This is a genomic window from Nostoc sp. ChiQUE01b, from assembly GCF_034531255.1.
GTDB lineage: Bacteria > Cyanobacteriota > Cyanobacteriia > Cyanobacteriales > Nostocaceae > Nostoc.
The window spans coordinates 125,663-145,888 of record NZ_JAVRBM010000014.1 but is presented as its reverse complement, the minus strand read 5'-3'; the positions used below and the strand labels follow the sequence as shown (position 1 = coordinate 145,888).

Here is a 20,226-nt window from a genome sequence, read left to right as displayed (position 1 = left end):
GATTTGCCTGCACTACCTCCTGCCATTTTTTAGTTCCGTCGAACTCACGTTAAATTACCGTGCTTTGGTTCGTACAACTTTTTGAAAATAATCCCAAAATACCTGAAAATATTGCCTAAATGGCAACATTGCTCTGCTGAGTTTAGGTATTGTCAGTGTTAAGCTTTCCCATTGTGGATTCTACACTCACACTTGTCTACTAACTACGTTTTAGCTGTATAAACTATTGCATTTATTCTCTTGCAACTACTTAACCTATAATTTGCACTGTCATCTGCTTAACTTTATATATATAGGAGGAATGAATTTGGTATAACTAATCATTTGTCTATACCAAAATCTACGTTAGAAAGATAACAGGTTAAACATCTAAGCAAGAGACACTATAACGACGCAAAACTACATTATGGCATTTAATAACAGTGTATTTGACTGCACATAAGCAATAATAACCAAATATGTAGGTTTTCTGTAGTTGACTAGTGGTAAATTTAAGTTACTCTTAAAGCGGATCGCTTACTCTAAGAATCTACCCTGACAGAAGTGTATAAAGATATAGTTAAATTTAGAAATTCTGTCCGAGATTTTGAATTTGCAAACTGAATAGTTTGATACGGCCCTCAAAATCCCGATCCACTACCCTAAACAAAGTAGTCAATCAATGACTCAATATCATTTGTCTGGTAATTGTAATGAATAGTTTACAATACCAATGGGTGAGAAAATCTAAAGAAAATATAAAAGAAACTCAAATTACTGTGGTGTCTGGAGGACAAAAGTGTTTCTGAGACTAGCACATCAACATCGACAATTCGTCCAAGACTTGGTAATGAACCTGCAAGCCTTGGCGATTGTATTAGAGCGGCGTGGGTATCTTGCATCCTGCTATACCTGTGGCGACCAAATGAATAGTGCATCGTTTATGGTTAGCTTGGGTGATAACCATCTGATTCGATTTTTAGTGTCCGATTACGGCATTACTTGGACGGAAATGCGGGATGACCGCGAATTAATGAAGCTAGAAGGTGCAGAGGCAATTAGCCAATTAGATGAATTGGCCGATCTTGTCAAGCAATCTATGCAAAGTGATACAGGCTCTAAAACTCTTGCCAAGAAGTATTAAGGTTTCAGAGGTCGATAGCAAATTAGAAATTGATTATTGGTAATAGTGGGTTAGTTAGCGATCGCTCTTACCTACTTCTTTATTACCATTAAGTGATTGGCTATGGCCGGCCCATCGCATATTTTTTGTATCTGCCAAAATCTCACGAGCCGGATTTTCAGCCTCTAGCTGAAGGTGTTAAAACTCACCAAAGTCAGAGGTTGGGTAATTGAGCGTTCCTCTTTTGCCATAATCCGTTCAAAATGCAAATTCAGAATACAGAATCGGCTACGCCCCGCCGCGCTAACAGGAGTAAAACACGGTTTATACCTGGGTAACAGACAAATCGTTGTGTACCTCACAACTTAAAATCTGCTGTATCATGTCAGATGCGATACACTTAAAGTCCATTGCCAATTAAAATAAAGGGTGCCCAATAGTACGGGTGACTAAAGTCATTGACTGCTGCTACGGGTGCATTATGACTTATTTCCTTCCAGTTTCCAGTAATTAATGAGACTTGAGCTTGGCGTAAAGCTTCAGTTTTAGTCAGCTTATCAGTAGAAAGAATACCATAAAAAGCACTCATGAGTGCTTGTGTACCGCCATCATCTACAGACCACAAAGAGGCGATCGCAGCTCTTGCGCCGGTTTGTTGCATCTGATAGCCGAAACCCAAAATTTCCTCACCGTTACCTAATTTGCCTCCCAAGCCGGTTTCACAGGCGCTCAACACTACCAAATCTACATTCGGGAGTGACCAAGTGGCGACATTTCTAAAATTAACGCGATCGCCATTCCCAAATAAAATAAACGAATCTTCTGGTTTACCCACCACAAAGGCTGCATGAGTCGCTAAATGGACAATTGTATAATCATCCATTTGGGGTACAGCGACTTTAGGAGTAAAGGCATCGTCTAAAAGCTTCGTAGTTTCAGGAACCGCCGCCGCTAGACTTTCCACCTCCCGCGTTGCAAAGGGTAAGCCAGCGAAAGCAACCTGTCGATTCCCAACTTTGATTTGATAATTACCTTTAGTAAAAGCACCGACTAAAACCCGCAAAGTCGATTCTTTTGGGGTGTTTAAGTTAGTCAGACTGGCGGATGTAATGTGATTTACATTGAAGCGCTGCACTAGCCATTGTTTGCCATCATATAAAGCAGTTAAAGGAATGTAGCGTAACCGATCGTCTGGAGCATAAATCAGAGTTTGCGTACCTGATAGCTTCAAGTCTTTCTCGATCGGTTTAATTAGCTCGTTATACAATTGGCGTGCAGGTGCTTTGATATTTCGACTGGGATTGATTAAAGCTTGGCGGAAAGCATCAATTGTTTGATAAAGGTTTTTACGTTTGACAGCAACGGTGCGATGAATTGGTGGGGATTCAGGAGTTACCAAGACCAATTCCAAACTATCTTTTAAAATCAGTGGGTAAAGTAATGCCGATTTTTGCGGCAATCGCGCCAAGTTATCCCGAAGTTCGTTGAGACTTTCCAAATCCAAATTTTGCCGTCTCGCTGTACGGCTAATTTCCTCTACCTGTGCTTTCACTGAAGGACTATTGATAAATTCGTTAAAACCATCTAGAAGTTGCTGTTGATTTAAGACTAGTTGTTCGATGCGTTGTTTCTGTTCGAGCGATCGCTGTTGGGGGGAAATTTTACGTAGTGTTGTCAGTTCTTTACCCAGCACAACAGCATTATCCACACTTTGATCCAGCTTTTGTTTAATTGGTTTTTCTGTTGCCGCTATATTAATACCTTTGACAGTACGTTGATTACCTGGCACATTCTGGAGATATTCCTCTAGTTCTTCAACTTTGAGTAAATCCATTGTCCTTTGTGCTTCAGCAACACGTTCCTGTTTCAGCAATCGTTCACCCAAAATGCGATATGTCTGGCTAACAGTTATGTTGTAAGCATTTGGTTGCGGCGCACTCAGTGCTGATGGATTCAAGCGAGCTTTCTCACGATTAATCAAACAATGCTTGTAGAAAAAAATTGCTAACTCTGGCTTGTTTTGGATATCGAATAAGTAACCTATGTTACTGTATGTTTTGCCAAGTCGAACCAGATCCCCTAGTTCTTTGTTAATTAATAGAGCTTGCTGATAGGATTGAAGTGCTTCAGAATACTTTTTTTGACTTTGGTAGATTCTGCCAATATTGTTGAATGTTACCGCTTCCCAAGAGCGCTCTCCAAGGTCTCTGCTGATGGCTAATGCTTGCTGTGATTTCTGCAACGCTTCTTTCGATTGACCTTGCCGAGATTCTTTGATCGCTTCTTCGTTAAGCCTTGCAATTTCTGAAAGCTGATTATTCTTGGGTAAAGCTTGAGCTTTTTCTCCAGAGTCGTACCTCAACCTTGCATTTGTGTTTACCTGGTTATTGTCTGGATACACCATTCCAAAACCTAGTAAGCTAAGTAGAGATAAAGTAACAACACTCACAGGCCGGAGATTAGGCTGCATAACAAAACACTCCCTATGCTCGGAAGGTAAATATTAAATCAATAAGTCCGGCAACGCAATTAATTTTTATGCTATTCAATAGACTTCTTGCGTAAATCAAAAAAAGAACCCCACCCCGCTTTTGACTGACGTCAAATTCTCCCCTAAGAGCAGGTTCTTAGGGGTTGGGGGTGGGGTGTTAGGGGACTTTTGCAAAAGACTCCATGAGCGGCGCTCACAAGGAACAATGAAAATACCTCTTTCCCAATCCCCAGTCCCTATTTTCAAGCTAGGTCTAATAATTTGAAAAATTTATCAGTACTAAGAAATTTGAAGATGTCAGAAGAAAAACCCAGCCAACCAAAACTACCACCAACCAGCGCTCTTGACAATCCATCCAGTCACGAGTTTGGGAATTGGTTTGAATACCCTGTGAGAGTGCAACCCCACCACACTGACTATGCCGGACTTGTCTGGCACGGTTCCTATATAGCTTGGATGGAAGAAGCGCGGATTGAATGCTTGCGATCTATAGGGATTGAATTTGCTGATTTAGTTGCTATAGGTTGCGATTTACCAGTTGTAGAACTGTCAGTGCGCTATCACCGTTCAATTCAATTGGGTATGGCAGTGGTGGTAAAAACGCGCATGGCTGAAGTGACTGGTGTCCGCATCAATTGGGACTATGCCATTGTCTCAACTGATGGGCAACAATTGTACGTCACTGCCAAGGTGACTTTAGTCGCTTTAGATCGCGAAAGAGGGAAGATTATGCGTCAGTTGCCAGCAAGTGTTAAGGATGCATTAGCCAAGATTTCAGCATTAAATAATAATTGAACATCAAAGGTTGTAAACACACATAAACTTTGACGCCAGTTATATCAAAGTTAAAAATTTTGTCATTTCATATTTATCACAAAAGAATTCAGGAGCCAGGAGTCAGAATTCAGAATTACAGTCCGACTTTCCACTGAATCCTTCAGTTTCTTTTTCTGACTCCTGAATTTAGGTTTCTGAATTCTTCAAGCTTCACCTTTTCTTAGCAAAAGTGAAGTATATATTGTTACTTGCCAGTTTGGATCTGCGACAAATTTTGAGCAAACTGTGTTACGTAATGCCAAATATCTTGGGGAGTAATGCCAAAACTAATATTTAATAAAACAAGGATTGCTGCAAGAGTTAATGCAGTGCTCACGGTTGCTTTCAGCAATTTCCATAATATTATGAAGACTATCCAAGCTACAATCAATGTAATAATCATATTTATTAATTCCTTAATAATTGCCCTTGTCTGAAAGTGGGTTGACTCAGAAAGGGTAAGTTTTTTTGGTAATAACCACTGGTATAAAAAATGCTAACCCCAATTTTTAATATCTACTAAAATGGGGCTTTTTGTGATAATTAACCTGGAGATATTTTACCTAAAAACGAGATAATTATTTATGTGATATGCTGGTTTTCTTTGCAAAGTTTTTGTAAAGCTTTTTATTTTTTTGTAGATAAATTATAGATATATAGCAGTTGAAGCATGGGTTAAGACGTTAAACAAATAGCTGTATCAACTCTCTTTTGAAAATCTTCGATAGTACCTTCTGATTTTCTAACGCGATTTTTTGTGGGAAGCCAAGCCAATTTCAAAGTCCCTCTCCTGAGCTTGGGAGAAGGATTTAGGGTGAGGGCTTTAAGATGTACTAGTATTACTTTTTTAACTCACAAAAACCCTGAAAAACAGATAATTAGAACAAAAGTGGCATTTTTTATTTTGGGTTTAAGTAAAACTCTCTGCAATTACGCAAAAGCCTATGGTAATTGGTAAATGCAAAATTTTCTAAAAAACTAGTCACTAATGGAATTAAATTCACAATGTAATAGCTAACAATTTCTATAGAATCGTCTGGAAAGTTGAGTATCCATCTTGGCATTTTTTACTGGTTTTGATAGGCTAGATTGATAAAGGTCATTCACTAAGTACTTCTACGACAAGCTTATAGGAATTCTATTTGATTTTTGAAAAGCCAAACATTAGCTTTCCTTAATCAGGGTGAGAATCTCAGTAAACTTACTAGGAATTCAGCTAGAGTCCTATATTGTGTACTAATGAATTCTGACTAATAACTAAATTAATTAATAATCAAGTGAGGAGTCACTGGTGAAGTATCAGGAAAACCAAAAATATATAAGTTTAAAAATTAAAAAAGCTAGAAGATTATTTATTTTAAGTTGTGAAATTGTAGTTTTAAGTTTTTTGAGTATTTTGCCAGTAACGGCGGCGACTGAAGAACCTGTATTGAGCGTAGTGTATGACCAAGAAAATGCAAATCAATGGAGAGGGATAAGCGATCGCTTACAGACAATAGGGATGAAATATTGTGTAATTTCCCTAAATGATGTCAAGAGTGGGGGAGATTGGGGCGATCGCCGGGTATTATTTTTGCCAAACGTCGAGACATTAACACCAACTCAAGCGATCGCCCTAGAAGAATGGATGAGTAAGGGAGGGCGTTTGATTGCTAGTGGGCCTGTAGGTAGTTTGTCATCCCCAGGAGTACGGCAGTTATTGCGATCGCTTTTGGGAGGTTATTGGGGATTCAGCCTTAGTGACACAGAACAGATTCAAGCTGCAAAAACCAGGATTCCAGAATGGACAAATCAAACTGGACTCTTTGGTAAAGTGCGCGGCGGCGTTGTGATTCCTAATGATATGGGCACTGAATCTCCTGCTGTTTGGAATTCCAAAGATAATCCGGCCGCAGTAGTGACAACTGAGCGTTCTACCTTTTTGGGTTGGCGTTGGGGAACAGATACAGCCTCAGCAGCCGAATTGGATAATGCCTGGTTAAAAACTACTATCAATCACTATTTAACAGCACTAGCGCCATCAAATCGCACCAAAAAAATAGCAGGAGCTTCCCAAAGTTGCTCTACGACTGTGGCGGCTGCACCCTTAGTGCAGGGGAGCAGAGAGGCAGGGGGGCACAGGGGTAGTTCATCTCCCTTATCTCCCTCATTCACTCCTCCTAAAACTGCCACTGCTCCTTTACCTAGAGCGCTGCCTATGGTCAAACCCCCAAATTCTCAGGAGGCTATTGACCAATTAGAACAAGCGGTGCGTTTGGATGTTGCACCCAACTCCAATGAGCCGATTGATCGCAACCAAGCTCTAGCTCTCCAGCAAGAGCTAGAAAATCTGATTGGTCGAGTGGAAAGCGCTCATTTAGCGGTGTTAGCTGATACGGCTAATGTTGGCGAAACAATATCCGAAAAGAAGCAGTTTTCTAGGCATTTGAATACCCCCGAAGCTGTCAAAGAACAGCCAATACAATTAGCCTCAACCAAACTGGGGGCGCTAGCCATAACTAAAAACCAAGCCTTAGCACAAGCAAGGCTAATTGCCAAAAATTTACCCCAATTGATTGCTCAAAAAAACTATGCTTTGGCTCGTCAGCAGTGGCTGGTCGCTAAAACGACTTTGTGGCAGCAGTTTCCTGTAGATCGGAAGCTAGCTCAACCAGAAATTCGCGCAGTTTGGTTAGATCGGGGGACGATTGTTCGTGCTGGTAGTAAGGCGGGACTGGCACAGATTTTTGATCGCCTCGCCCAAGCCGGAATTAATACCGTTTTTTTTGAAACTGTTAACGCTGGCTATACAATTTATCCCAGCCAAGTCGCAAAAGAGCAAAACCCATTAATTCGTGGGTGGAACCCACTGGAAGAGGCGGTGAAACTAGCCCATGAGCGAGACATGGAATTACACGCTTGGGTTTGGACTTTTGCTGCTGGCAATCAACGTCATAATGAAATTCTCAACCTTAATCCTAATTATCCAGGGCCAGTACTAGCGGCTCATCCCGATTGGGCAAACTACGATAACCTGGGCAACATGATTCCCGTTGGTCAGACTAAGCCATTTTTCGATCCAGCCAACCCCGAAGTGCGGCAATACTTGCTCAAGCTGTATGAGGAAATTGTCACTAAATATAATGTGGATGGTCTACAGCTAGACTACATTCGCTACCCTTTCCAAGACCCATCAGCAGGTCGAACTTATGGCTATGGGAAAGCTGCAAGAGCGCAATTTCAGAAACTTACTGGGGTAGATCCAGTGAATATTTCTCCTAGCCAAGCAGACTTGTGGCAAAAGTGGACAACATTTCGCACCGAGCAAGTGGATAGCTTTGTCGCCCAAGTATCACAGCAGTTGCGACAAAAGCAACCGAATTTGATTTTGTCGGTTGCAGTATTTCCTTTGCCGGAACTGGAACGGATTCAGAAAATTCAACAAAATTGGGAAACTTGGGCAAGGCAGGGGGATGTAGATTTAATTGTTCCTATGACTTATGCTCTGGATACTTCTCGGTTTCAACGACTGGCCCAACCCTGGATTGCCTCTAAACAATTAGGAGCTACCTTGTTAGTGCCGGGAATTCGCTTACTTTCTTTGCCAACAATCGGGGCATTCGATCAACTCCAGTTGGTAAGGGACTTGCCAGTTAGTGGTTATGCACTATTTGCCGCAGAAAATTTTAGCAACGATCTCCAAAAAATCTTTAGTAGCACTCAAGGTAGGATTCAATCCACAACAAGTGAACCGATTCCTCACCGACAGCCTTTTCAAACTGCCGCCATCCGTTACACCGCGCTACAACGGGAATGGAAATTTGTTTTCCAAAATGACCAACGACAAAGGCCATCTCAGAAAATTTCAGATTTTAACAACCAGGCAGAAGTTTTACGCAGTGCTTTAAATCAGCTTGCCACTTCCCCTTCTGCTAGTAAGTTACTGGTGGCAAAAGCCTCTCTAACTCGCTTCCAGTCTCAATTTCGGGTATTGATGAGCCAAGAAATTAAGTCGAATTCCTATCAAGTCAAAGTTTGGGAAAATCGGCTGGTAACTATAGAAAGACTATTACGTTATGGCGAACGGCGAGTGCAGTTGCGTCCTTTGTAAAGAGGCAGAGGGGCGACAAGGTGACTTGAGTGATAACTTTCAACAAGTCTTTCTCCTTGTTCTCTTCCCCATGCCCAATCCTCAATACCCAACTAGCTGGATATAAGCTAGTTTGTAATTCTTAACACACTTTTTGTAGTGTTTGTATCCCAAATATTACTACTTGTTTAGCGTCAAAATATTGGAAAATACTTAGATAACTATTATCTGATGATAGCTATCGTTAAAATCTATGCAAGCCTTACCTTAGATCAGCTAGCTACAAAGCTTAGAGTTAAGAATTGACTGTTTGTTGCTAATGGTTGTGTTAAAAACATCACTATTAAATTAGATGCTATGTCTATAACTAGCTACGTTTACGCACTAATGTAGTATGGGGTAAAAGTATCTTGTTTTTTCATCTTTGCAGGTAGTAAGGTACTTCACTAAGCATGATATGGTACTGCTTGTAGCTTCTGGAACTAGCTGTGAAAACAGCCAATATTTTTGAAGTTATGTATACCTAAGTCATGGCATTGAACGTGTCAGAATTTTTGTAAATAGCCTCAGTGGTATAACGGATATGTTAGAAACAATTAGAACTACTACTATTTGTAGATAAACAAAGTAATATTGTTGGTAATATTACTCTTGAAAGTATCAGTCAAGCAGTAGCACAAGAAACAGAGAAAACTAGATGTAATCTAATGTTAGTTACTTTGAGGTATAATACCATATTCTCACAGAGAGACAGTTACTCAAGTCCCAATGGTTACTAGTACGCGTTATAGTACGTAAAGATACGACAGGCAAATACACTCACTTCATTGAAGTTTATGAAGAAGATTTGGACTTCTACCGTAAGTCTAATAAGGTCATGCAGACCAATATGCCCAAATATCACATAATCATGACTGAAATATTGAATGATGTGTTGATTATTGGTCAATTAGAAGTGGAAAAATTAGAGTATAAACCAACATCTTTCAATTTGGTTGAACATAGCCGACAATCGCCAGAACAAATACAGATGAATCTGGACTATCGGCGCTTGATTTTTTTCACCAGTCAATATAGATCTGTAACCTGCTGCATCGATGAAAAACTTGTGGCACACATTTTGACTAAATTGTTTTCAAATTCGATTAAATATTTCTCAGATGATAGCATTTTCAAGTTTAATTTTCTTAGTCAAGATAGACAAGCTGTATTTGAAATTCAAGATTGGCAAATTTGCATTTTTCAAGAAGATATACTATGTCTTTTTGAATCATTTGTCACATTATAAATGGTGTTAGTATACTAGATACTTAAAAATGGCAATATTAAAAAAGTGTGTAGATATCGACAAATTTAAAATACTTATGACAAATATCGTTATTTTTGTCATAAGTATTGCTGGATAGCGCCGTTAAATAATAAAATATAAAAATGAGGTAATTTATGCCCAAAATCTTGATAATAGAAGATGAGGAAGCAGTCCGGGAAAACATTTTAGATTTGCTAGAAGCTGAGGATTTTGAAACTATTGCTGCGGCTAATGGCAGAATCGGGGTAAATTTGGCTATCTCCGAAGTTCCTGATTTAATTCTTTGTGATATGATGATGCCAGAAATTGATGGTTATGGCGTGCTAACAGCATTACGTCAAGATCCATCAACGGCAACAATTCCCTTCATCTTTCTCACTGCCAAATCTGCCAAATCTGACTTCCGTCAAGGTATGGATATGGGTGCAGATGACTATATAACTAAGCCATTCACTCGAGCTGAGTTATTAAGTGCCATCATGAACAGGTTGGAAAAATACGCTACTTTAAAAAGGTATTTATCTCCTCAGACTGTAATTAATAACTTGTCTCCAAAAATGCAGTTGTTAGAAATTAGCTTACACCGAGCTATCAAACAACATAATTTTCAAGAATTTGAAATTTATTATCAACCAATAGTCGAGATTGCATCTGGAAAAATAGTAGGTGCTGAAAGTTTATTGCGCTGGGAAAGTCCAGAATTAGGAATGATTTATCCAACAGAATTTATTCCGTTAGCAGAGTCTACAGGTTTAATTGTTCCGATTGGGAAATGGGTATTAAAAAAGGTATGCAAACAAATTAAAAGCTGGCGTGATGCGGGAATTCATTCTTTGAATGTTGCTGTAAATCTGTCAGTAATTGAATTTAATCAGCCAGATTTCATTCATAATATAGTGAATTTTATATCTGTGAATAATTTGGAACCACATGACTTAGAACTAGAACTCACTGAAAGTATGATTATGCAAGATGTAAATAGTGCGATCGCTACTATGAGCAAATTGCAATCTTTGGGTGTAAAAATTGCGATCGATGATTTTGGTACGGGTTATTCTTCTTTGATTTATTTGAAAAACTTACCAATTAATACATTAAAAATAGACCGTTATTTTATCCATAATGTTGCTAACGATTCGCAAAAGTCAGCCATCGCTAAGGCATTAATTCAGATGGCTCATAATCTCAATCTAGATGTAGTAGCTGAAGGTGTAGAGACAGAAGTAGAACTAGGTTTTTTACGCCAACACAACTGTAATTCTATGCAAGGTTTTCTATTTAGTCGTCCCTTACCAGCAGCAGAATTTGAAAAATTTTTTTTTCACTAACAAATGCTTGTATTGTCATTAGTCATTAGTCATTTGTCCTTTGTAATTGCAAATAACAAAGGACAAATGACCAAGGACAACCACAACAAAAATTTTTACAATCTCATTTAGGATTGCTATAAGAAAAATCAAACTTTTGACTGGCGACAATTATTAAGCCTCAAGTATAGAGTAGGAACATTGTGTATAGTGTCTACCACCATGAAAGTTTCTGCGCGTTTTTTGCTGCCAGTTTTTTTAATGACTTTGGCAGCAGCCTGTAACCAGACTCGCGCTAACTCAGATAATCCCACACCTCAAAAATCTGTACCTTCTACCCAACTGACACAGAATCCTACACAGCCAAAAAATATTGTCCGTACTGAAGCACTTTCACCTACACCCATCCGAATCAATCTGAAGAATTTACCAGCGCCCTTTGCAACAGAAAGCGCCTCCAAGCGGCCTGAAGTTGTGCCCATTCCCCAAAATCCGGTGCTGCGTGTACCACAAGGCTTCACAGTAAATGTCTTTGCTGAAGGTTTAGATGCCCCACGCTGGCTAGCTTTAACCCCTAGTGGTGATGTTTTAGTGACTGAAACCGGGCAAAATCGCATTCGTCTGTTGCGTGACAGCAATGCTGATGGTGTAGCTGACATTCGAGAAACCTTTGCTAGTAAAGCAAACGGACTCAATAGACCCTTTGGGATGGCTTTTGCAGGTAATTCCTTTTTTCTGGGGAATACAGATGCTGTGGTGCGTTTTCCCTATACTCAAGATCAAAATAAGATTACAGGTAAGGGAGAAAAAATCGCCGACTTGCCCGCTCAAGGTTATAACAATCATTGGACGCGCAATGTCGTTATCTCGCCCGATCGCAATAAATTATATATTTCAGTTGGATCGGGAACCAATGTAGATGAAGAACCCTTACCACGGGCTTCAATACAAGTGATGAATTTAGATGGTTCCCAACAACAAACTTTCGCTTCCGGCTTGCGTAATCCTGTTGGTTTAGACTTTCATCCTGTAACTAAGGAACTTTATACCACTGTTAACGAACGGGATGGAATTGGTGATGATTTGGTGCCAGACTATCTGACACGCGTTAAACAGAGGGCATTTTATGGTTGGCCCTATGCTTATCTAACACCAAACAACCTCGATCCGCGCCAAAAGACAGATGACAAAAGTAAACGTCCTGATTTAGTAGCCCGGACTCAAACGCCAGATGTGCTGTTCCAGGCGCACTCAGCAGCATTGGGCTTGCAGTTTTATGATGGTAAAACGTTTCCAAAAAAATACCAGAACGGTGCTTTTGCGGCTTTTCGTGGTTCTTGGAATCGCGATCGCGGCACTGGTTATAAAATTGTATTTGTTCCCTTCGATGCTAAAGGGCGATCGCTGGGCTACTACGAAGACTTTCTCACCGGATTTTTGCTAAATCCTTCTGTACCAAGTACTTGGGGACGGCCTGTAGGTTTACTCGTGTTGCCAGATGGTAGTCTACTACTAACAGAAGAAGCCAATAATCGGATTTATCGGATTCAATATACGGGAGAGTGAACAATTCAAAATTAATAAATTCGGGGATAGAATCTGTTAGCTGGGGCCAAATTAGAGCAGTTGTTATTATTTATAGAAAGATAAAATGTTGTGACTGCATCTTTCTACCCAGCTTTATCTCGTTTACGGTAAATTACCAAATATAAAGCGATTCGTGCAGGTGTACCAGTTGAGTCTGTAGCAGCACCATATATTAGTAAATCCGATCACCGCAATGGTGTATTAGGAGTACGAAATGGAGATTGGTTTCGGGGCTTTGACGGGTATAGGTGCAATGCTGATTGGAATGCTAGTCAAAATATTGGTCAATGGTTAGGTTTTTCATGCCCTCTGAGTCTTCAGAAAGCTGTAGCTGCAATGGCTATAGTTGATGCAGAGGGTGCGGTCAATGACAGTCCGTTAACTGGTGAAGCGTCTTAGCAGGTGGATTTATCCCCCGCTAAGACAACCGCTAGAATCGCCGTCAATAAATTGACGGCGAGTGTCAATGATAAATACTAATACTTATCTGGTTGAGAAATTGATTATGACTCCCAATGAAAATAATACTCAGTCAAATATCAACGAATTGTCTCCACATTCAGGTACACGATATTGGGGTGAGGTAGAGGTAATCGAGGAGGGAGAAACCTATAGAATTAGTCGTGTGGAAATCAAACCCAGGCATGGTATTAAACCACAAATTCATTATCACCGGAATGAACATTGGGTTGTAGTTTCAGGTGTGGCAAAGGTGACTTGTGGCGATACAGAAATATTACTGAATCGAAACGAATCAACTTATGTCCCCGCAGCAACTCTACATAAGGTAGAAAATCCTGGACATATTCCGCTAGTTATTCTGGAAATTCAAAATGGTGAATATTTGGGTGAGGATGATACTGAGCGCCCTTATGACTTAAATTTGGTCTAATCTGTAGCTGAAGGGCAGTGGTGCTGAGTGCTGTTAGCGGTAGCGGTAGCGGGGCGTTTAGCCCGTGCTGAGTGCTGTTAGCGGTAGCGGTAGCGGGGCGTTTAGCCCGTGCTGAGTGCTGTTAGCGGTAGCGGGGCGTTTAGCCCGTGCTGAGTGCTGAGCGGGGAATCTCACTTCTTGACTCGAAACTCAAAAAAAAGGAACTGTTTTGCCCAATGCCCAATGCCCAATGTTTAATTAAAACCACCCTTCTTGTTCCAGGGTTTCAATCAGCTGTAAGCCACGGGGATCGCCCACTCCTAATAGTGAGGCTTTGGCGTCTTCCCGGACTCCCAAATCTTCATCTTCGGCAAAGGCTTGAATTAGGGCATCGATCGCTGTGGCATAAACTACATTAGAAGGTAGTTCGCGGCACAGTTGACCAATTGCCCAAGCACTGTTACTTCGCACAGCTGCCACGGGATCTTGGACTAAAGCTTCGATTAATGGTGGTATTGCCCCTATAACTGCTTCATAACCGACTTCTGCCATCTGTGCTAAGGCGCTAGCAGCCCACAAACGCACTGCAGAAATGTCGGTTCTTAAAGCGTCTGCCAAAGGTGCTAAAGAACGGCGATCGCGACAGTTTCCTAAAGCCCAAACTACACCTTTACGTACATAGCCATTCCAATCGCTGTTTAGTTGAGCAATTAACGGACTCACTGCCTCTGAACTGGGATTGCGTCCGATGCCATAAGCTGCACTTACCCGCACTAAGGGACAGGTATCAGTTAACAGACGAATCAGATGGGGGGTAGCACGTGCATCTTCAATATCACAAAAAGCACGTGCCGCTAACATTCTTTGCTGGGGCTGGGGATTTTCCAGCAAGGCTAGCATCACTTCTGGATCTGGCTTTGCCACAGCTGATTCGGCAGTTAGCGGCTCTATTTTATCTAAGGGGCTTTCTAGCTCCTCCTCAATATCGAGTAGGCTTAGATCGTCTTCGTCATACATAATTTCATTTCAATCCCGAAAAGGGATTAACACATAATCCCCCACGCCAATAAGTTAAAGCTTTATATATAATATTAGTTGGGTTCTTATACATTTTCCCTTCTTCCTGGTTGAGTTTTATCTCAACGAGAATTTCCATAACTTAGACGCTACAGTATATTATCGCTATCCTTAAGTTTATTTTTCTGCACTCAGGAATTTTACCATCCAGATGGATTGGGTTTGATAACCTAACTGATTGTAAAGATTCAATGCAGGTTTGTTTGATTGAAACACTTGTAGTCCAATTTGGCGATCGCCTCTTTGAATAGCCCAATTTTCCACATATCGCATCAAGGCTGTACCAATACCCCGTCGCCGATGTTCTGGTACAACGTAGAGGATAAAGATGTGAGCATGACGGTTCCCGTGTACTTGATCTATGGCATTGCCCACCCAGAGGCAAGCGATGGGAGGCAGAGGGGCAGAGGGGCAGAGGGGCAGAGGGGCAGAGGAAATAGATTCTTTATTACTCCCTTGCTCCCCTGCTCCCCTGCTCCCCTGCTCCCTTTCCTCCTCTTCTACCCACCACAAAGGCGTATCGCTAGAAAAGTATTGCTTAACTGTTTGCTCTAAATGGGAAAAATCTTCATTGGGAAATAGACCCTGGTAAGTTCGCTGCATGAATTTAAGCAGCAGCGATCGCTCCAAAAGGGAGCCACGGCGAATAATATATCCAGGTAGTAGTTGTTCAGACACTTAAATAGGTTTATTGACTTAGCTAGCTTGCGTTATGTGCTGCTGGAGGTAAATCAGTTGTAGTCGGTTGAGAAGTTACCTCTACCTCTTCAATTGGTGCGGGTGCTGCCATATCGGACGGTAGAAAGATCCGAGCGCTGACTGCAACTAGGGCAAAAACAAACACTAGTACTACAAGCAGTGGAGCGATATATTGACGAAAAATAGCCATATTTTAATTGCAAGAAGCTAGGAACTTTTATGAGAACCTAGCTGAAGATTTGTGAAGTATTCTTGATTTATTTTAGCAATTTTTTGTGTATGGGAATTGGGAATGGGGCAAAAGCAGTTCCAAGTTCCGAGTGCTGAGTTAGAAGTTAGGAGTTTTCTTTTGTCCCCTTGTCTCTCCCATCTCCCCTTGCTCCCTGCTCCCTTGTCTCCCCTGCCCCCTACTCCCCTACTCCCGTTGGCGATCGCTCTCCAAGTCATCAAGTACTCTTTCGCAATACCAATTCTCCGGCATCCCAGGATAAGTCTCTTTTGCCTGTGCAATTAACCTTTCGGCAGCGGCAGTATCACCGGATAATTTAGCTATTAGCCTGTTTTTGAGATAGCTATCAGATAAACCCTCCTCTACCTGGGTTGGTATCCCTTGATTGATGGTTGATGGAGTTGATGGTCGGGATTGTTCTCTCCGCAACTGCCAAAATAAAACGTAATAAAGCGTACCAAAAATTAAAATTAGGCTGAGTGTTCCGAAAAAAGTTAAGAGGTTAAACGCTAGAAATCCCAGAACTAACTGCGAGAGAACATACCCAAGTAATAAACCAGTGAGTAAGAGAATAAATGTGCCGACAGCAATAACTACTTGATTCCCCATATATCCTCTTCTTCATCCTCAAGTCCTGGTCTGGATACTGCCACTGGCTGAGGGTTCCAGGGGGCAAATACTGGCAATAGGAGTAGTCCTGGTACAGCGGCGGCGATGGTAATTAAGAAAAATATAGGCCAACCCGTGCTTTGGGCGATCGCGCCTCCAGGGGCCGCCAGAATATCGCGACTGACAGCCATTAAGCTGGATAATAAAGCATATTGGGTTGCGGAAAACCGCTGGTTACAAAGACTCATCAAAAAGGCAACAAAGGCTGCTGTCCCCAATCCACCACAAAATTGTTCTACGTTGATGGCAAGTACCATAGCTTGGTAGTTTTGACCGATGTATGCTAGAAAAAAGTAAGCTAAGTTACTTACTGCTTGTAGAATACCAAAAACCCAAAGCGATCTATTGATGCCAATAGCACTCAAAATTGAACCACCTGCTAAAGCGCCAACAATCGTCGCAATTAACCCCATCCCCACTTGAATTGCGCCAATGTCGGTTTTGGTAAAACCCGTTTGCAGCAAAAAAGGCGTGGTCATATTGCTCAACAAAGCATCACCTAGCTTGTATAGGGTAATGAATGCAAGCATTAGAATCGCTTTGATAATCCCTTGACGCTGAAAAAATTCCTGAAAGGGCAAAATTACAGCATCAGCTAGAGAACTTGGAGGACTAATTTCTTTGGGTTCTGGTGCGAACAAGGTGGCAAGAATACCAATTACCATCGTCCCTGCCATAAACAAGTAAACCGATGACCAAGGCAGTTTGTCAGCAAGTATCAAAGCTAAAGCACCTGCGACTAACAGGGCAATTCGATAACCTAAAATAAAAACTGCTGCACCAGCCCCCATTTCTAGTTTTTCTAAAACGTCGGTACGGTAAGCATCAGCAGCGATATCTTGAGTTGCACTGATAAAAGCAATGACTATGGCGTTGATTGCGAGTAGTTGTAATGCTTGTTTGGGTTGTTGGAAAGCCATGACTGCGATCGCTACAATCAAAGCAATCTGCGTCAAAATTAACCAACCCCGTCGTCGTCCCAAAACTGGTAAGGTGAACCTGTCTACCAACGGCGACCACAAAAATTTTAAGGAATAAGGCAAACTCGCAAGGCTAAACCAACCAATAGCGGCTAAATCTACTTTTTCTACGGTCATCCAAGCCTTTAAGGTATTACCGATTAACAATAACGGTAAACCCGATGAAAAACCTAAAAATAATAAAGCCGCCATCTTGCGACTACCGAAAACTTCCAGCGGTGATGTAATTTTCCTCATTGTTTCAACTTTTAGCCTCTTTTGAGGAAATATCAATCAAATCCAATGAGGAAATGTAAATGTATATCATGTAAATAGTACCTATAAAGGTTTGAATTATCGGAGTAGCAGGAGTTCCCTACATAATCCCGATCGGGGATTGAAACTCATCATCGCTGCTATGTGATTTCCCGCAAACATGACAAACTACCAAGATTTACTTGGGTTAAATACAAATTCAGGATAACCTTATAGCGTCGGCGTTTTCTTAACTTTCCTGAATTGGATAAACCTGATGCCCCCTGATTTCTACTCTGTGTGCAGCAAGGCATTTTTCCCAACCTTCAAGCGTACCAATATCACTTTTACTATTGAGTAATCCTAATTGCTGTTCTTGTTGGGTGAGTTTAGCAAATTCTTCGTAGCCTGGGTAGTTGCTGGTAACAAATGTTTCCTTACGGTGCAAAATCGGCGGATTTGCCCTAGTTTCGTAGTCTCGATGAGTGACGAATAGGGTTTTTAAATCAATACCGATACTGGCTTTTAATGCCGGATGCGGATCGGTGTCGAATTTCGGGTAAGACAGATAGGATATTTGCGGCTTATCAGTGTGATATTTGATCAATGTGGCTTCATCGACACGCCCAATAGTACGGCTAGCGCAGCCTTCACAAATTCGGAGTATGGGGTCAAGTGCAGCAAGTGCCGAAACATGTATGTACAGCGCACCGCGCGTATGTTTACCAATTTTGCTTTTTTCACACGCAGTTTGAATCACCCCAGGTTTACCTAAGCTGAAAAGCTTTTGGTCAGCTACTTGACAAGCTTCTTCATAGCTACTAAAAAAGGCTTTGATGTCGTGACGCATTTCTGGCGCTAGTTTCTGCCATGCAGGACGTCGATCAAAGTGAGTCAGGGCGAGATAAACTTGGATATCTAGAGAACGACGATAAGCGATCGCATCCCATTCTGCTTCATCGGTAGCTTGTAAAACTACCCCAAAGGCGCGGCGGAAGTTACCAAATTCGCTTATTAATTCTTGTTCATTTTCCAATTCGCCTTTGGCGGGTAGTCTACCGCGCTTGGTAAAAAAAGCCATTAATGGTTGCAGCTGTTCTTGATAGTCTTCAAACCGCTTAATGGCGATGCGGACTCTGGGTGTAGAAGTGGTAGAAAAGAAGCGGATAGCTTTGTAACTTTCTTTTTCGGCTTCATCTCGAAAAACAAAGTAGACACCTAAAGCGATCGGCACTGCATCGACATTTAAGACTTCATCAATATAAGTTTTGAGTTCTTCTTGTTCGTAATATTTCTGAAAAGTATTGCGGCGGGTGACAATGCCATCATTGTAAGCAAGTTGAGTTTTGCTGGGAGCGTTAATCAGAATTTGAGCCGCGACAATTAAAACTTTCCCGGTGAGTTCCCAGGCTTGGCGAAGGCTTTGACGGCGTTCTTCTGAGTCTTCAATGACGTTGAGGACATAACCCAAGTTGACCACATCGGCGGCGGTGCGTGGAACATCGGGGTAGTAGTAAGGGTCCCAGCCTGCACTGGTGTAGCCTAAGTTTGCTACTCGCCAGACATCACCACCGTAGCCGCAACCGTAATCAAAAAAAGTGGTATCCTGATTCAGGATTGCCCATTCTATTGCCAATCGCACGGGGCGAGATAAATCAGTGCGAGCGATCGCAGCTCTATGACGCTCGATTTCTAGCGCTTCAGGCATAAGAATAATTCGTAATTCGTAATTCGTAATTCGTAATTTAAGACACTTATTAACTAATATTCTTTCAAGGTTTAATGGCGAGTTCAATTAAATCTTCAATTTTCTTGATATTTGGATCGCCTGCTAAGTAGCCAATACCGCGATGCAAATGCAGGCGGAATTGGGTGGCGAGGGTTTCTTTGTCGGTGGGATAACCGTCGTTATGACAGCGTTGTTTGAGGGCGAGGAGGAGAATATCGGACATTTCGCCGCCAAAGACGCGCCAAGTCATTTCGACGTTGCTATCTTGGGGAATTGGGACGGGGGACGGTGCGGTTGATTCTGCCAGGGAACGACAAAATGCCCAACGGCATAGGATATTCCATTGGTCGATTTTGGTGCTGCGTCTGAGTTTGGTAAGTTGGTCTTTGGCTGTTTGGGAGAGTTTTATTCTTTCGATTGGGAATTCCATAATCTTCCTAAAAATTGAGGTAGTTTTCGCTCATAAACCCAAACAGTAGCGAACCGCAGTTTCAACTTCAAGCATCTTGGAGTCAGAAATCATGCCAACTGGGTCAGCAGAAAAGCGATTTGGATCTAAAGAACGAATTTGAAAACATAAGAACACTGTTTCTATAGACAATCCACTGTCACTTGCAGAGACTCGTATATTAGTTGGATAATCACGCTTAATATTTGTTCCTTTCGTACCGACAACTACAGTCACAACTAAAGGTGCTTCGTTGATAGCGTCTATAGATAAAACTAAAACTGGTCTTGTTCCTGCCTGTTCTCGACCCAGCACTGGATTAAGATTAACAAAATAAATTTGTCCTCTCTCGATGCTCACAGTTTTTCTAAACCATCCATTTCTGTAACACCAAATTCATTATTGATAAAGGTAATTTCTGTTTTGATATCTAAATCACTAGCCATTGCAGCTAATTGTTCATTCATATATTTCACATCAGTAAATTTATCTGAGATTTGCTTCTTTTCTTGCACTTGTCTTGTGATAAGTTTTAATATCCATTCTAATTCTTCTAATGACAAAGCACGTAGGTCGCGCTCTATTTTTAGTAAATGTGGTGAATTCATA

18 protein-coding genes are annotated in these 20,226 nt (G+C 41.3%); 7 read left to right on the top strand and 11 right to left on the bottom strand.

Going from position 1 to position 20,226, the window contains the following annotated elements:
* The first annotated feature begins 778 nt into the window (after positions 1-778).
* On the top strand, positions 779-1,123 hold the full coding sequence (locus tag RMY63_RS12335) for a DUF1815 family protein (protein WP_322728974.1): 345 nt from the start codon (positions 779-781) through the stop codon (positions 1,121-1,123).
* Between the two features lie 379 nt (positions 1,124-1,502).
* Here the strand turns inward: RMY63_RS12335 and RMY63_RS12330 are convergent, their stop codons facing one another.
* Positions 1,503-3,572, bottom strand: a complete 2,070-nt coding sequence (locus RMY63_RS12330) for a CHAT domain-containing protein (protein WP_322728973.1) — start codon at positions 3,570-3,572, stop codon at positions 1,503-1,505.
* Between the two features lie 315 nt (positions 3,573-3,887).
* On the opposite strand from RMY63_RS12330, the gene RMY63_RS12325 reads away from it, so the two are divergent.
* Positions 3,888-4,388, top strand: a complete 501-nt coding sequence (locus RMY63_RS12325) for a thioesterase family protein (RefSeq protein WP_322728972.1) — start codon at positions 3,888-3,890, stop codon at positions 4,386-4,388.
* A 226-nt stretch (positions 4,389-4,614) separates the two neighbouring features.
* On the opposite strand, the gene RMY63_RS12320 is transcribed toward RMY63_RS12325, so the two are convergent.
* The gene (locus RMY63_RS12320) at positions 4,615-4,812 is read right to left on the bottom strand and encodes a hypothetical protein (RefSeq protein WP_292785503.1); all 198 of its coding nucleotides are present in this window, start codon (positions 4,810-4,812) and stop codon (positions 4,615-4,617) included.
* 888 nt (positions 4,813-5,700) lie between these two features.
* On the opposite strand from RMY63_RS12320, the gene RMY63_RS12315 reads away from it, so the two are divergent.
* From RMY63_RS12315 to RMY63_RS12295, 5 genes are all read left to right on the top strand, one after another.
* Positions 5,701-8,499 carry a glycoside hydrolase family 10 protein gene (locus RMY63_RS12315; protein WP_416212512.1) on the top strand — a complete coding sequence of 933 codons (2,799 nt, stop codon included), beginning with the start codon at positions 5,701-5,703 and terminating at the stop codon, positions 8,497-8,499.
* An 889-nt stretch (positions 8,500-9,388) separates the two neighbouring features.
* The gene (locus RMY63_RS12310) at positions 9,389-9,766 is read left to right on the top strand and encodes a hypothetical protein (RefSeq protein ID WP_322728971.1); all 378 of its coding nucleotides are present in this window, start codon (positions 9,389-9,391) and stop codon (positions 9,764-9,766) included.
* 155 nt (positions 9,767-9,921) lie between these two features.
* Positions 9,922-11,115 carry an EAL domain-containing response regulator gene (locus RMY63_RS12305; RefSeq protein WP_322728970.1) on the top strand — a complete coding sequence of 398 codons (1,194 nt, stop codon included), beginning with the start codon at positions 9,922-9,924 and terminating at the stop codon, positions 11,113-11,115.
* Between the two features lie 201 nt (positions 11,116-11,316).
* The gene (locus tag RMY63_RS12300) at positions 11,317-12,660 is read left to right on the top strand and encodes a sorbosone dehydrogenase family protein (RefSeq protein WP_322728969.1); all 1,344 of its coding nucleotides are present in this window, start codon (positions 11,317-11,319) and stop codon (positions 12,658-12,660) included.
* Between the two features lie 526 nt (positions 12,661-13,186).
* On the top strand, positions 13,187-13,573 hold the full coding sequence (locus tag RMY63_RS12295) for a phosphomannose isomerase type II C-terminal cupin domain (protein WP_322728968.1): 387 nt from the start codon (positions 13,187-13,189) through the stop codon (positions 13,571-13,573).
* A 237-nt stretch (positions 13,574-13,810) separates the two neighbouring features.
* Here RMY63_RS12295 and RMY63_RS12290 read toward each other — a convergent pair whose 3' ends face one another.
* From RMY63_RS12290 to RMY63_RS12250, 9 genes are all read right to left on the bottom strand, one after another.
* Positions 13,811-14,569: a HEAT repeat domain-containing protein gene (locus RMY63_RS12290; RefSeq protein ID WP_322728967.1), complete on the bottom strand. Its 759-nt coding sequence runs from the start codon at positions 14,567-14,569 to the stop codon at positions 13,811-13,813.
* 177 nt (positions 14,570-14,746) lie between these two features.
* On the bottom strand, positions 14,747-15,307 hold the full coding sequence (locus RMY63_RS12285; RefSeq protein WP_322728966.1) for a GNAT family N-acetyltransferase: 561 nt from the start codon (positions 15,305-15,307) through the stop codon (positions 14,747-14,749).
* A 22-nt stretch (positions 15,308-15,329) separates the two neighbouring features.
* On the bottom strand, positions 15,330-15,518 hold the full coding sequence (locus RMY63_RS12280; protein WP_322728965.1) for a hypothetical protein: 189 nt from the start codon (positions 15,516-15,518) through the stop codon (positions 15,330-15,332).
* A gap of 225 nt (positions 15,519-15,743) precedes the next feature.
* Positions 15,744-16,166, bottom strand: coding sequence for an ABC transporter permease (locus RMY63_RS12275; RefSeq protein WP_322685134.1), 423 nt, complete (start codon positions 16,164-16,166; stop codon positions 15,744-15,746).
* On the bottom strand, positions 16,151-17,443 hold the full coding sequence (locus RMY63_RS12270; RefSeq protein WP_322728964.1) for an AmpG family muropeptide MFS transporter: 1,293 nt from the start codon (positions 17,441-17,443) through the stop codon (positions 16,151-16,153). The genes RMY63_RS12275 and RMY63_RS12270 overlap by 16 nt, the downstream gene beginning before the upstream one ends.
* Before the next feature lie 247 nt (positions 17,444-17,690).
* A complete protein-coding gene (locus tag RMY63_RS12265; RefSeq protein WP_322728963.1) occupies positions 17,691-19,148 on the bottom strand; it encodes a DNA phosphorothioation-associated putative methyltransferase in 1,458 nt (485 codons plus the stop codon).
* A 64-nt stretch (positions 19,149-19,212) separates the two neighbouring features.
* Positions 19,213-19,599, bottom strand: a complete 387-nt coding sequence (dndE, locus tag RMY63_RS12260; RefSeq protein WP_322728962.1) for a DNA sulfur modification protein DndE — start codon at positions 19,597-19,599, stop codon at positions 19,213-19,215.
* A gap of 30 nt (positions 19,600-19,629) precedes the next feature.
* Complete coding sequence (locus RMY63_RS12255; protein WP_322728961.1) at positions 19,630-19,977, bottom strand: type II toxin-antitoxin system PemK/MazF family toxin; 348 nt, start codon at positions 19,975-19,977, stop codon at positions 19,630-19,632.
* Positions 19,974-20,225 (bottom strand): hypothetical protein, encoded by a 252-nt coding sequence (locus RMY63_RS12250; protein ID WP_322728960.1) that lies wholly within the window; start codon positions 20,223-20,225, stop codon positions 19,974-19,976. The genes RMY63_RS12255 and RMY63_RS12250 overlap by 4 nt, the downstream gene beginning before the upstream one ends.
* Position 20,226 lies beyond the last annotated feature (1 nt).

Excerpts from the sequence above, each read along its gene's own strand:
- RMY63_RS12330 (WP_322728973.1), bottom strand. The coding sequence starts at position 3,572 with ATGCAGCCTAATCTCCGGCCTGTGAGTGTTGTTACTTTATCTCTACTT.
- RMY63_RS12325 (WP_322728972.1), top strand. The coding sequence starts at position 3,888 with ATGTCAGAAGAAAAACCCAGCCAACCAAAACTACCACCAACCAGCGCT.
- RMY63_RS12320 (WP_292785503.1), bottom strand. The coding sequence starts at position 4,812 with ATGATTATTACATTGATTGTAGCTTGGATAGTCTTCATAATATTATGG.
- RMY63_RS12310 (WP_322728971.1), top strand. The coding sequence starts at position 9,389 with ATGACTGAAATATTGAATGATGTGTTGATTATTGGTCAATTAGAAGTG.
- RMY63_RS12305 (WP_322728970.1), top strand. The coding sequence starts at position 9,922 with ATGCCCAAAATCTTGATAATAGAAGATGAGGAAGCAGTCCGGGAAAAC.
- RMY63_RS12300 (WP_322728969.1), top strand. The coding sequence starts at position 11,317 with ATGAAAGTTTCTGCGCGTTTTTTGCTGCCAGTTTTTTTAATGACTTTG.
- RMY63_RS12295 (WP_322728968.1), top strand. The coding sequence starts at position 13,187 with ATGACTCCCAATGAAAATAATACTCAGTCAAATATCAACGAATTGTCT.
- RMY63_RS12290 (WP_322728967.1), bottom strand. The coding sequence starts at position 14,569 with ATGTATGACGAAGACGATCTAAGCCTACTCGATATTGAGGAGGAGCTA.
- RMY63_RS12280 (WP_322728965.1), bottom strand. The coding sequence starts at position 15,518 with ATGGCTATTTTTCGTCAATATATCGCTCCACTGCTTGTAGTACTAGTG.
- RMY63_RS12275 (WP_322685134.1), bottom strand. The coding sequence starts at position 16,166 with ATGGGGAATCAAGTAGTTATTGCTGTCGGCACATTTATTCTCTTACTC.
- RMY63_RS12270 (WP_322728964.1), bottom strand. The coding sequence starts at position 17,443 with ATGAGGAAAATTACATCACCGCTGGAAGTTTTCGGTAGTCGCAAGATG.
- RMY63_RS12265 (WP_322728963.1), bottom strand. The coding sequence starts at position 19,148 with ATGCCTGAAGCGCTAGAAATCGAGCGTCATAGAGCTGCGATCGCTCGC.
- dndE (WP_322728962.1), bottom strand. The coding sequence starts at position 19,599 with ATGGAATTCCCAATCGAAAGAATAAAACTCTCCCAAACAGCCAAAGAC.
- RMY63_RS12250 (WP_322728960.1), bottom strand. The coding sequence starts at position 20,225 with ATGAATTCACCACATTTACTAAAAATAGAGCGCGACCTACGTGCTTTG.